General features: G+C 52.5%; 13 protein-coding genes. 11 read left to right on the forward strand and 2 right to left on the reverse strand.

Going from position 1 to position 12,746, the window contains the following annotated elements:
- A partial coding sequence (locus tag U2W12_RS04395) for a helix-turn-helix domain-containing protein (RefSeq protein ID WP_326499453.1) occupies positions 1-213 on the reverse strand: 213 nt, incomplete at its 3' end.
- 680 nt (positions 214-893) lie between these two features.
- Between U2W12_RS04395 and coxB the strand changes: the two genes are divergently transcribed.
- The 4 genes from coxB to U2W12_RS04415 all read left to right on the forward strand — a co-directional run bounded on the left by coxB (position 894) and on the right by U2W12_RS04415 (position 5,701).
- Complete coding sequence (gene coxB / locus U2W12_RS04400) at positions 894-2,420, forward strand: cytochrome c oxidase subunit II (protein ID WP_326499454.1); 1,527 nt, start codon at positions 894-896, stop codon at positions 2,418-2,420.
- Between the two features lie 72 nt (positions 2,421-2,492).
- A complete protein-coding gene (gene ctaD / locus U2W12_RS04405) occupies positions 2,493-4,115 on the forward strand; it encodes a cytochrome c oxidase subunit I (protein WP_326499455.1) in 1,623 nt (540 codons plus the stop codon).
- A gap of 158 nt (positions 4,116-4,273) precedes the next feature.
- Positions 4,274-4,819 (forward strand): cytochrome c oxidase assembly protein, encoded by a 546-nt coding sequence (locus U2W12_RS04410; RefSeq protein WP_326499456.1) that lies wholly within the window; start codon positions 4,274-4,276, stop codon positions 4,817-4,819.
- A 9-nt stretch (positions 4,820-4,828) separates the two neighbouring features.
- Complete coding sequence (locus tag U2W12_RS04415) at positions 4,829-5,701, forward strand: cytochrome c oxidase subunit 3 (RefSeq protein WP_326499457.1); 873 nt, start codon at positions 4,829-4,831, stop codon at positions 5,699-5,701.
- 55 nt (positions 5,702-5,756) lie between these two features.
- Here U2W12_RS04415 and U2W12_RS04420 read toward each other — a convergent pair whose 3' ends face one another.
- A complete protein-coding gene (locus U2W12_RS04420; RefSeq protein ID WP_326499458.1) occupies positions 5,757-6,038 on the reverse strand; it encodes a twin transmembrane helix small protein in 282 nt (93 codons plus the stop codon).
- Between the two features lie 90 nt (positions 6,039-6,128).
- Here U2W12_RS04420 and U2W12_RS04425 point away from each other — a divergent pair, with 90 nt between their 5' ends.
- The 7 genes from U2W12_RS04425 (at position 6,129) to U2W12_RS04455 (ending at position 12,612) form a co-directional block, all read left to right on the forward strand.
- A complete protein-coding gene (locus U2W12_RS04425; protein WP_326499459.1) occupies positions 6,129-6,830 on the forward strand; it encodes an SURF1 family protein in 702 nt (233 codons plus the stop codon).
- A gap of 4 nt (positions 6,831-6,834) precedes the next feature.
- The gene (locus U2W12_RS04430) at positions 6,835-7,431 is read left to right on the forward strand and encodes a hypothetical protein (protein ID WP_326499460.1); all 597 of its coding nucleotides are present in this window, start codon (positions 6,835-6,837) and stop codon (positions 7,429-7,431) included.
- Between the two features lie 8 nt (positions 7,432-7,439).
- Complete coding sequence (ftsY, locus tag U2W12_RS04435) at positions 7,440-9,455, forward strand: signal recognition particle-docking protein FtsY (RefSeq protein ID WP_326499461.1); 2,016 nt, start codon at positions 7,440-7,442, stop codon at positions 9,453-9,455.
- Between the two features lie 9 nt (positions 9,456-9,464).
- A complete protein-coding gene (gene ftsE / locus U2W12_RS04440) occupies positions 9,465-10,121 on the forward strand; it encodes a cell division ATP-binding protein FtsE (RefSeq protein WP_326499462.1) in 657 nt (218 codons plus the stop codon).
- A gap of 3 nt (positions 10,122-10,124) precedes the next feature.
- Entirely contained in the window at positions 10,125-11,123 is a 999-nt protein-coding gene (ftsX, locus tag U2W12_RS04445; RefSeq protein ID WP_326499463.1) for a permease-like cell division protein FtsX, read from the forward strand.
- Between the two features lie 83 nt (positions 11,124-11,206).
- Positions 11,207-12,061, forward strand: coding sequence for an RNA polymerase sigma factor RpoH (gene rpoH, locus U2W12_RS04450; protein WP_326499464.1), 855 nt, complete (start codon positions 11,207-11,209; stop codon positions 12,059-12,061).
- 119 nt (positions 12,062-12,180) lie between these two features.
- Positions 12,181-12,612, forward strand: coding sequence for an HD domain-containing protein (locus U2W12_RS04455; protein WP_326499465.1), 432 nt, complete (start codon positions 12,181-12,183; stop codon positions 12,610-12,612).
- The last annotated feature ends 134 nt before the right edge of the window (positions 12,613-12,746 follow it).

A 12,746-nucleotide genomic window follows, 5' to 3' on the forward strand; every position in this document is an offset into this window, starting at 1 on the left:
TTCTTCCTGGTACCGATCCCGCCACACTATGACAGTATTGGGTCGAATATCCAGTTTCTCTGCAATCCTCTGAATAGCTACCCCTTCGCTGCACAGTAATACAATCTTGGCTCGCTGAACAAGACGTGCTTCCTTGGTTTTGTTTGATACGATAGTTTCCAACTCTACGCGCTCCTGTTGGTTCAACTTAACCACCTTAGCAATACGCCTCATCGATAACTCCTCTGCAATTTTCAGAGGATTATGTATCTATCGTATTTTTATACAATTAGATACTAGCTTGGATTGTCGGTATATGGCAAGTTTCTCGAATGGGGTAGCCGTTCCGCCGCACGTAGCCGTTCCGCCGCACAGATAGGATGATCTCGCAAATTGACAGTGTCGTTTGGGATATAAGTGGGCAGCGGGAAATTCGTTTGTGTTACTCGGATAGTGCAAGCCGTTGATTTACCGAATGCCTATTGCAAACGAACTTCATGCGAAGCACTTATTTATATGGCGTGCCGCTCGGTGGGAGCGGCTTGATGTCGATGCTGAGTCAATTGTCTTTTGTAATCGTAAGTTTTTTTGCACACGCAGGAAGGTCGGCTTGCAACTGGAAAGCTGCTCGACGTGGTGTTTTTTCTTTGCACCCGGAAAATTAAGTTTTGCCTGCGATACGGTGTTTTTTCACGGAAAATATCATCTTTGGACGTTGGCTGACTTCCCTAATTTTTGCTTCGCAAACTTTCGGTGCTATAGAAATCTGGCTTAGACGGGCTCAATAGGGTAAAATTGCACAGTTATATTGTGAAATTTATTCCGTAGAAGGGGTGCCGTAGTGGCGCTGCCTGGGACTTACGAAATGAAATGACGCATTCAAGGTTTTTTATTACTTACGAAGGGGCTGCTCCGTGAACAAAACCAAGCAACTATTCGCAGGCATGATCTTGACGGCCATCGGGCAAGAGTCAGCGCGGGCGGATTTTACGCTCAACTTAACCGAAGGGGTTACCAAGATCAGTCATGATATCCATGACCTGCATATGCTGATTCTATGGATTTGCGTATTCATCGGTCTTGGCGTATTCGGCACGATGTTCTACTCGATCTACCATCACCGCAAGGACAAGGGACATCAGGCGGCACAGTTCCATGAAAATACGACGGTCGAGATCATCTGGACGATCATACCGACCGTGATTTTGATCAGCATGGCGATTCCGGCTACCAAGACGATGCTCGAACTTGACGATGTGCAGGAATCCGATATGTCAATCAAGGTGACCGGCTGGCAATGGAAATGGGAATATGAATATCTGGACAGCGGTGTCAAGTTTTTCAGCAGTCTGGATGAGGCAAGCAACAAGGCTCGCCAGCTTGGCTCCGGCATTGATCCTCGCACCGTGCCGAATTATTTGCTGAATGTCGATAAGCCATTGGTAATTCCGACCAAAAAGAAAATCCGCTTCCTGTTTACCGCGGCCGATGTGATTCACTCCTGGTGGGTGCCCGATCTGGGCTGGAAGAAGGACGCGAATCCTGGCTTCATCAACGAGGCCTGGACTCAGGTCGATCAAGCCGGCACCTACCGAGGCCAATGTACCGAATTGTGCGGCAAGGACCACGGCTTCATGCCGATCGTGGTGGTCGCGATGGATCAGCCCGATTACGATGCATGGCTCAAAAAAGCCAAGGCGGACGCAGCCAAAGGTCCGGATTTGAGCGACCTGAGCCACGAACAACTGGTTTCTAAGGGTGCAACCGTCTATGAAAAGAACTGCGCGACCTGCCATTTGCCGAATGGCGAAGGCGTTCCGGGCGCATTTCCTGCCCTGAAAGGCAGCGCGATCGTAACAGGCGACATCAACAAGCAGGCCGATTTGGTATTGAACGGCAAAGGTGCGATGCCTGCGTTCGGCAAAATACTGAAAGCCGATGAATTGGCTCAGGTGATAACTTATACACGTAACGCCCTCGGCAACGCGGTCGGCGATGAAATTCAGCCGAAAGCGGTGCAGGCGTTGCTGCCGGAAGGCGCAGGGGCGGTATCCGAGGCCAACGAAGAGGAGGACGACGATGATCAAGCCGCCGCCGAAACGAAAACCGAAGCAGCCAAGGCCGATCAACCCGATACTTCGTCGAAAGAAGGTCTGATTGCAAAGGGAAAGACTGTATATGAAGGCCACTGTGTGTCCTGTCATCAAGCGAGTGGTCAGGGCTTGCCTCCAACATTCCCGGCATTGACCGGTAGCGATGTGGTGACCGGCGATATCAAGGAACAAGTCAAGTTGATGAAGGCAGGCAAGGGCATGATGCCGGCATTCGGTGAAACCTTGAGCCCTGAAGAATTTGCCGCGGTCGTCACCTATACCCGTAATGCGCTGGGCAATTCGGTAAACGACTCGATCACGCCTGCGGAAATCGAGGCGCTGCAATAAGGCAGACGAGTGGCGATACGTTAACCTGGACTTATGGCTTCTTTTTTTTACACTTTTTGAGGTACAACAAATATGTCCGCTGTCATAGCACCCCATGATCATCACCACGATGATCATCATGATGACCACGGCCCGATGAAGGGATGGCTCCGTTGGATCATTACGACCAACCATAAGGATATAGGCACGCTATATCTGCTGTTCGGGCTCGCGATGTTTTTTGTCGGCGGCGCGATGGCGATGGTGATTCGTGCCGAACTGTTCGAGCCGGGTTTGCAGTTCGTTAACCCTCAGTTCTTCAATTCAATGACCACGATGCACGCGTTGGTCATGGTGTTTGGTGCGGTGATGCCTGCTTTTGTCGGCCTCGCAAACTGGATGATTCCGTTGATGATCGGCGCGCCCGACATGGCGTTGCCGCGGATGAATAACATGAGTTTCTGGATGTTGGTCGCCGGCGTTCTGTTGCTCGCCAGCACCCTGTTCATGGAAGGCGGCGCGCCCGCGGCCGGCTGGACCCTGTATCCGCCGCTAGTCTTGCAAACCGGGGCGGCGCTGCCGTTTGCGATTTTTTCCGTGCATTTACTCGGGATTTCATCGATCATGGGCGCAATCAACATCATCGCGACGATCTTTAATATGCGCGCGCCGGCGATGACACTGATGAAAATGCCGTTGTTCGTGTGGACCTGGCTGATCACCGCGTTTTTGCTGATCGCGATCATGCCGGTGTTTGCGGGCGCGGTAACCATGTTGCTGACCGACCGTTTCTTCGATACCAGCTTTTTTGATGCGGCAGGTGGCGGTGATCCGGTGCTGTATCAACACATTTTCTGGTTCTTCGGTCACCCGGAAGTGTATGTGATGATTCTGCCGACTTTCGGCGTGGCATCTACTATTATTCCTGTGTTCGCGCGTAAGCCGTTGTTTGGCTACAGCTCGATGGTTTATGCGACCGCGTCGATCGCTTTCTTGTCGTTCATCGTCTGGGCGCACCATATGTTCCTGGTCGGCATGCCGATGGCAGGCGAGTTGTATTTCATGTATGCGACGATGCTGATTGCAATTCCGACCGGTGTCAAGGTGTTCAACTGGACCGCGACGATGTGGAAAGGCTCGATGACTTTCGAAACGCCGATGCTGTTTTCGATCGCTTTCGTGGTGTTGTTCACGATGGGCGGTTTTACCGGATTGATGATGGCGGTGGCTCCATCCGATTTCCAATACCACGATACTTATTTCATCGTGGCGCATTTCCACTATACTTTGGTGCCGGCCTCGATCTTCATCCTGATGGCGGCAGGCTACTTCTGGTTGCCGAAATGGACTGGCCACATGTATAACGAAAGAATCGGCAAGCTGCATTTCTGGTTATCGGCGATCTCTGTCAATATTCTGTTTTTCCCGCAGCATTTCTTAGGGTTGGCCGGCATGCCCCGCCGTATTCCGGATTATGCGGTGCAGTTTGCCGACTGGAATATGGTTTCAAGTATCGGCGGCTTCATTTTCGGCGCTAGCCAATTGTTGTTCCTGTATATCGTAATCGATACGATTCGCGGCGGCACAGGCGAAAAAGTCACCGATGAAGTCTGGGAAGATGCGAGCAAACATGGTCTGGAATGGACCTTGCCGTCGCCGCTGCCTTACCATACCTTTACCACACCGCCGGAATCCGTTCCAACCCAGCATTCCTAAGGCTTAAGTAATCTAGATGAAACAAAAGATACGCTGCCTTAGGCAGCGTATCGAGTTATCAAGATGGAAATTAAAAAGAAAAATATTTTGACGGCATTGATACTGGTGGCGATTGCGGTCACGATTTATGTCTTCGCGGTCCTGAAAGCCATTTCGCAATGACCGGCGAATTGCAGCAAAAAAATACCAAACTGGTGCGCACCCTGTTACTGGTGGCGGTAGTGATGTTTGGTTTCGGTTTTGCTCTGGTGCCGTTGTATGATGTGTTATGCAAGGTAACCGGCCTTAACGGCAAGGTTGAAAGCACGGCCACGAAAGAAACCGGCTATCAGGTTGACAAGAGTCGGGAGTTGACAGTCGAATTCGTGACCGCGCTGAATGAATCCGCGCCGATGGAGTTTCGTGCTGAAACACCCAAGCTAAAGGTTCATCCGGGACAGTTTTATACGGTGAACTTTTATGCGGAGAACAAGACCGACAAGCCGATGATCGCGCAGGCGATACCGAGCATTTCGCCGGGCGTCGCGGCCGAATATTTCAAGAAGACCGAGTGTTTTTGTTTTACCGAGCAGAAATTTGATGCGCGGGAAGGAAGGACGATGCCGGTGCGATTTGTCGTCGATCCGAAAATTCCGCCGGAGCACAAAACGATTACACTGGCTTATACATTTTTTGACAATACTGAAAAAGCAGAAAAACGATAGGGGAACATTATGTCCACACACAATGCTTATTACATTCCGCATAAAGCGACCTGGCCGATAATAGGCACGGTGGGGCTGTTTACCATGCTGGCGGGTTTCGCGAATTATCTAAACGGTTCATCGATCGGACCCGGCATGATGGTTCTCGGCCTTTTGGTTTTTATTTTCATGCTGGCCGGTTGGTTTACCTTACAGTCGCTCGAAAGCGAATTTGGTATGTACAATACCCAGGTCGGTATTTCGTACCGGATGGGCATGATGTGGTTCATCTTTTCCGAAGTGATGTTCTTCGCGGTGTTCTTCGGTTCGCTTTGGTATACCCGGAATTTGTCTGTGCCCTGGTTGGCTGAAGGCGCGACGGGAGAAATATTGCACAAGGGCTTCGAGGCGGTTTGGCCGACCAATGGTCCAGGTCATCTGCTCGAAGGCAAGCCGACTCCAGACGGCGAATTCGAGCCGATGGGCGCCTGGGGCCTGGCTTTCCTGAACACCCTGATCCTGTTGAGTAGCGGCGTGACCTGCACCTGGGCGCATCACGGTTTGTTGGCGGGAAAACGCCAGCAGTTGATTCAAGGCTTGATCGCGACTGTCGGTCTGGGTTTTTTGTTCGTTGGTTTACAGGCTTACGAATATCACGAGGCCTATACCGAGATGGGTCTGACCCTGGGTACCGGCATTTATGGTTCAACTTTCTTCATGCTGACCGGCTTCCACGGTTTCCATGTCTGCGTCGGGGCAATCATGCTGAGCACGGTTCTGTTCCGTAGTTGGAGAGGCCATTTCAAGCCTGAAAATCATTTTGCGTTCGAGGCAGCCGCCTGGTATTGGCACTTTGTTGACGTGGTGTGGTTGGGCTTGTTCATTTTTGTTTATTTGTTGTAATTGCGATTTTTCATGCCTTTGAAAGCGTTGCCGCCTAGGCAACGCTTTTTTTTTGTCAATTCGATGCCGGCGTGTTTTGCGGAGCCGGCATGGCGGAAGCGGATGGTTTAGGCGCATGCATCCTGATGCCGATGCCGTGTGGCGTGTACATACCGGTCCGGATCATGATGAAAACAAAAATGAACAGTACGACCGACAGCGTGATTCGGAAGGTCAGCGCCCTGACCGTTTTTTTCGAATCTTCATCGCTCCTGTGTTTGACGAGGTGTAAAAGTGCCGAACCGAGACTTATGATGATCAGGATGAAGGCGATAATGACGATAGTTTTGATGATCATGGATGGATTGTGCCGACGGTTGAATGCTGAAGTTTACAAAAAAACGAAAATTATATCTTTGTCGGGGGAATTGCAAATTTATTGTTGCCCATGAAATTTGAAAAAATCCCAACCCTGGTTGTCCTTTGCATTCTGCCGATACTGGTTGCCTTGGGCTTTTGGCAATTGGACCGGGCCGAGCAGAAACGCGCTTTTTTCGCACGGCAACAGCAGGGCATGGCCGCTCCCGTAGTGCAGCTTACCGCGTTAACACCGGAAGACAAAGACACATTGCGTTATAAATCCGCTGTCGCAATAGGGCATTATGATAGCGCTCATCAGATTTTGCTCGACAACCAGATGGCGGGCGGCAAGGCCGGTTATTTTGTGCTGACGCCGTTCATTCTCGATGACGGTAATAAGGCCGTCCTGGTGAATCGGGGCTGGATTCAGGCCAATCAGGATCGAAAGATACTGCCTGATATTACGATACAGAAGAACCGGACGCAGATAACCGGCCGTATCAATCATTTTCCGAGTGTCGGCATCAAATTGGCCGGAGCCGATCGGCCGAGTGAAGGTTGGCCGACGGTCGTGCAGGTTGCGGACAGTGTGATTCTGTCTGCAAAATTCGGTTATCCCGTGTTTTCCTTTATGATAGAACTCGACAAACAGGCGCCCGAAGGCTATCGGCGCGAGTGGCGTGAAATTGCCGTGATGCCGCCGGAACAGCATGTCGCTTACGCCGTGCAATGGTTCGGCCTCGCGATCGCGCTGGCGCTGATGTTTGTCTGGTTCAGCCGTGTGAAATAATAAAATGAATGCTCAACAGAAAAAAAATCGTCTGATCATCCTGACCTTGTTCGCGATGACGCTAATACCCTTTCTAATCGCCCTGCTGTTCAAGGCCAAACCGGAATTGTTGCAAGGCCAGACCAATTATGGTCGGTTGATCGTGCCGCCGGTCTTGACCGAAGCGGCCGAGCTGACCGGTTTTGATTCATTCAGCAGCGAAAATATTCAGGAACTGAGTGCGCATTGGCTGATTGTGAACGTGATTCCGCATCAAGACTGTAATGAGGTTTGCCTGGACGCGCTGCATAAAACCCGGCAGTTACAACTGATGTTGAACAAGGATTTACCGAGGACACGACGCGTCGCGCTGCTGCTCGACAATCCCGACCCGAAGCTTGCCGAAGCCTGGTGGAAGGACGAGAAGGCCTTATTGCGCGTTAAACCGAGCCCCTCCTTCCTGAACAAACTCAATGGTATCCAGCCGGGGGGACTCCCCGACGGCGCGCTGTTATTGATGGATCCCTTGCGCAATCTGATGATGCAATATAACCCCGGATTCGATCCTTACAAAGTCAAAAGCGATTTGACGCATCTCTTAAAAATCTCGCAAATTGGTTAGGAACCGCGATGTATAAAAAACTTGCTCTTTTCGGCGTCTTTTTGGCGCTGATCGTGATCGTCTTTGGCGCTTATGCGCGCTTGTCGGACGCGGGCCTCGGTTGCCCCGATTGGCCTGGTTGCTACGGCAAGGCGATGATTGACGATACGCCGGATTTCAAGGCCGAGGCTGATCGGGCATTCCCTGAGCATCCTTTCGTGTATGAAAAGGCCTGGAAGGAAATGACGCACCGCTACCTGACCGCCGGTCTCGGCCTTGTAATTCTGCTGCTCGCGATCCTGTCTCCTTGGGTCAAAACGAACCGCCTAGCCGCCGTGTCCAGTAGTTTCGTGTTGCTGATCCTGGTCGGGCTTCAAGCCGCACTGGGCATGTGGACAGTCCAACTGAAGACGATGCCGCTGATCGTAACCGCGCATTTGCTGCTCGGTATGTTCACTTTCTGGCTGCTGAACGGCCTGTATTTGCGCGTAAAACCGGAGTTTACGCGCCTTCCTGCTCGCCAAGGGCCGGTGTGGACGGCGCGCTTTGCGATGGGCGTCGTTTTTTTGCAGACCTTGCTCGGCGGCTGGACCAGCGCTAATCTGGCTGCACTCGCATGCGGCAGCGATTTGCCTTTGTGCAACGGTCAATGGTTTCCCGGAGCGGCCGATTTCAACGGTGCGATGAATCTTTTGCAAGGCCTGACGACCGGCTATACCGGCGTTCTTCCGCCGGATGCCCAAGTCGCGGCGCATTGGCTGCACCGGGTCTTCGCGCTGGTCAGTTTTGTCGTGCTCAGCCTGGTGATGCTATTGGCGACCGCGGCCAAGAACCCCAAACCGGTCAGACGAGCCGGATTGAAGATATGCATCTTGCTGATCGTCCAGATCGGTCTCGGCATCGTGATCGTGAAATTGACCGCGCCGTTATGGGCGGCCGTATTACACAACGCGTTCGCGGCGCTGATGATGATGCCGCTGATTTCGATCAGTTTCTACGGCCGTTTCGGCCCGAAGGAAGCCGAAATCCCAGCCGAACGCACGCGGCCGTTGCCGGAAGAGAAAGAAGTCAAAAAGGTTTCGGTCGAAAAAGCCGCCGAAGAAGTTTATGTCGAGCCCGCACCTGAATCGCTGTATCTGCGCCTGAAATCGCAGTTGAAACGAACCCGTTCGGGGCTCGGCGATGCGCTGGCGAATCTATCGTTCGGCCAAAAGGGCGTCAGCGATGACTTGCTCGAAGACATCGAAGCGACTTTATTGATGGCCGACATCGGCATCGATGCGACGAGCAGAATCATCAGCCATTTGACGCAAAGCCTCGAGCGTCATCAATTGCGCGACGCGGACATATTGATCTCCGCAGTCAAACAGGAACTGCTGGCTATTGTCGAGCCTTGCTGCGAACCGCTGCAAATTCCGAAGCAGGACAATCCGTTTGTGATTCTGGTCGTCGGCGTGAATGGCGTCGGCAAAACCACGACGATCGGCAAGCTGGCTAAGCGCTTGCAGGCGCAGGGACATAGCGTGATGCTGGCGGCCGGCGACACGTTCCGCGCGGCGGCGGTCGAGCAGTTGCAAACCTGGGGCGATCGCAACAACATTCACGTGGTCGCGCAGCATACCGGCGCCGATTCGGCTTCGGTGATCTACGACGGCCTGCAATCGGCCAAGGCGAAAGGCATCGATGTGCTGATCGCGGATACCGCCGGTCGCTTGCACACCAAGTCCAATCTGATGGAGGAATTGAAAAAAGTTAAACGGATCATGGGGAAGATCGATCAAACCGCGCCACACGAAGTGCTCTTGGTGATCGATGCAGGCACCGGTCAGAATGCGTTGTCGCAAGCCAAGCAGTTTAATGATGCGGTGGCGCTGACCGGGCTTGTGCTGACCAAACTGGACGGCACCGCGAAAGGCGGGATGATCTTCGCGCTGGCCAAACAAATCGGCATTCCGATCCGCTTTATCGGCGTCGGCGAAGGCATCGACGACTTGCAGGACTTTCACGCCGACGCATTTGTCGAGGCGTTATTCGCCAAGGACTGACGGGCTGCCATGTTAAAGTTCGATAACGTCTGCAAACGCTATGCCGATGCAGGCGATGTGTTGGTGAACATCAGCTTCCATCTGCAGCGTGGCGAAATGGCTTTTCTGACCGGGCATTCCGGAGCCGGGAAGAGCACGCTGTTCAAACTGATCGCATTGATCGAACGCGCGAGCCGCGGCCAGATTTATTTCGACGGGCACGATGTTAGTCATGCAAAGGATCATCAGATTCCTTTCCTGCGCCGGAAAATGGGCTTGATCTTTCAGGATTTCAAACTGCTGGAGGATCGCACCGTTTTCGACAATGTGGCCTTGCCGCTCGCGGTTGCCGGCTACGGGCATCATGAAATTTCCCGAAAGGTCAGGGCGGCGCTGGATAAGGTCGGACTCTCGGGCAAGGAAAAAAAATATCCTTTGACGCTGTCCGGCGGCGAACAGCAGCGCGTCGGCATCGCCCGTGCGGTGGTCAACAAACCGCCAATGATTTTGGCCGACGAACCGACCGGTAATCTGGATCCCGGACTGGCCGCCGAAATTATGACCTTGTTTACCCAATTTCAACAGCTAGGAGCCACCGTATTGATTGCTTCTCATGACATTGCGCTGATCAACAAAATGGACCGGCGCGTGCTGACGCTCGACCATGGCCGGCTGATTGCAGGATAAATGATGAAACGCAAGCGCGCCGTTAAACCGGAAACCCGCCCGGAAGTCCCGCAGAACAAGATCGCCGGCGGTGATTTTATCGACAAACTGCATGCTTATCGCGATCTGCATGCGCATGCATTTTTCTCGAGTCTGGGCCGGCTGGTCGATAAACCGTTCACGACCCTCTTGACGATCGGCGTACTCGCGATTTCCATCGCATTGGCCGCCTGTTTTTACCTTCTGGTTGCGAATATTGAGCAATTGACCGGCACGATCGAGTCGAGCAATCAAATCTCGCTGTTTCTAAAAGACACTGTCAGCGAAGCCGAGGCCAAAAAGCTGGTCGAAACAATCAATAAAAACACCGAGGTCGCCGAGATCAAATTGATCAGCAAAGCCCAAGCGCTTGCCGAATTTAAGGCTAACAGCGGTCTGGATGCGGCGCTCGATGCGCTCGAGGGCAATCCACTGCCGGTCGTGCTCGAAGTCTTGCCCTCGCCGACGCAAACGAACACCGTGGCGTTGCAGAAACTCCAGCAGGCCTTGCAGCAATATCCCGAAGTCGATGAAGCCCAGATGGACATGCAATGGCTCGAACGGATGCAATCGATCCTCAGGCTCGCGGAACAGGCGACACAGAGCATCAGCATCCTGCTCGGCCTCGGCGTGTTGTTCATCACCGGCAACACAATACGGCTCGAACTGCATAACCGGCGCGAGGAAGTCGTGATCGCGAAACTGGTCGGCGCAACCAACCGCTTCATTCAGCGGCCATTTTTATATGGCGGCTTCTGGATCGGCTTTTTGTCCGGTGTCCTGGCGTGGTTCATCGTAACCTTGATCATGCTGCTCTTATGGCGTTCGGTCGAAAATTTGTCGCTGCTTTACGAAGGCAGCTTTCATCTGCGGTTTCTCGAATACGGCGAATCGATTTACCTGATTCTGCTATCGTCGAGCCTCGGCGTGGCGGGTTCCTGGGCGGTGCTGGCATATCAACTTCGGCAATTGCGCCCCGAGTAAGATTGAACTTATAAAATTATTAGCACTCCTATGTTCAGAGTGCTAGAATTAATCCAAGTTGACTACCCGAGGTACATTACATCATGAGTCATGCATTAACCTTACCCGTTAATTTATCGGCCGGAACCTTCGATGCCTATTTGAATTTGGTCCGGCAAATGCCCAGATTGACATCCGAGCAGGAGCGTGAATTGGCAATAAGGTTTAGGGATCACGGCGACCTGGAAGCCGCACGGCAACTGGTCATGACCAATCTGCGTTTCGTCGTGCATGTCGCGAGAGGCTACAGCGGTTATGGTCTGTCGATGCCGGACATCATCCAGGAAGGCAACATCGGTCTGATGAAAGCGGTCAAACGCTTCGATCCTGACATCGGCGTGCGTCTGGTTTCATTTGCGGTGCACTGGATCAAGGCGGAGATTCACGAATATGTGATCAAAAATTGGGGTATCGTCAAGGTAGCGACCACCAAGGCGCAGCGCAAACTGTTCTTCAATCTGCGTAAATCCAAACAGGATATCGGCTGGTTGTCGAACGACGAAGCCAAGGCAATCGCGGAAGACCTTGATGTCGAGGTCAGCACGGTCTATGAAATGGAACAACGCCTGAGTAGCCGCGATGTCTCTTTCGATGTGCCGGCCGATGATGATGAGGAACAGACCTATGTCGCGCCGACCCACTATCTGCAACAACACGGCGCCGATCCGTCTATCTTGCTTGAAAATGCGGAATGGTCCGGTCATGAGCAGGGTTTGTTGACGGAAGCCTTGTCCGAGCTCGATGAACGCAGCCAGGACATTCTGGCCAGCCGCTGGTTGAGCGAGAAAAAAGCGACCCTGCACGAACTGGCCGAGCGTTACAATGTATCCGCCGAAAGAATCCGCCAGCTTGAACAGAATGCGATGAAAAAATTGCGGACAGCGGTGTTGGCAGCCTGATCGTCCATACAATGTTCGTTTCGAAGGCTTAGCGGGAATTCCGTTAAGCCTTTTTTATTGCCGAATTTTTAGGGTACGTATCGCGTACCGTTTGGACTGGCAAAAGGTCTCAGAAAATCATGTCTACTTTGGAACGCGCGATTCAAATTGCCGCAAAAGCGCATGCGAGTCAGGTCGATAAAGCCGGCCAACCGTATATTTTGCATCCGATTCGGGTGATGCTTTCGGTTCAGTCTTTGCATGAACGCCTGGCAGCGATTCTGCACGACGTGGTCGAGGATACCGAATTGTCGCTCGAAGATCTTGCCGATGAAGGTTTTACACCGGAAGTGATCGAGGCCGTGCGTGCGCTGACCAAGGAGCTTGGAGAATCGCGCATCCAGGCGGCGCAGCGCGCGGCGCAAAATCCGATTGCGCGGGTCGTCAAGCTGGCGGATGTAACCGACAATATGGATTTATCGCGCATTCCCGAACCCACGGAGAAGGATTTTGCGCGCTTGCGGGAATATCAGGCGGTTCGGGAAATCTTATTGGCGGGGAATAAGACATGATTCGGCTGCATATTTTTTACTATGCAGACGCCGGTAATTCGATCCCCATGCAAAGCCGTTGATTTTTCGCTCTTTAGACTGATATTGCAGCTCAACTCTGTTAAAATCAGAGCAGATCCGGGACTCAAGAAAGG

The sequence above is a fragment of the Methylomicrobium sp. Wu6 genome, from assembly GCF_035916875.1.
Classification (GTDB): Bacteria; Pseudomonadota; Gammaproteobacteria; order Methylococcales; family Methylomonadaceae; genus Methylomicrobium.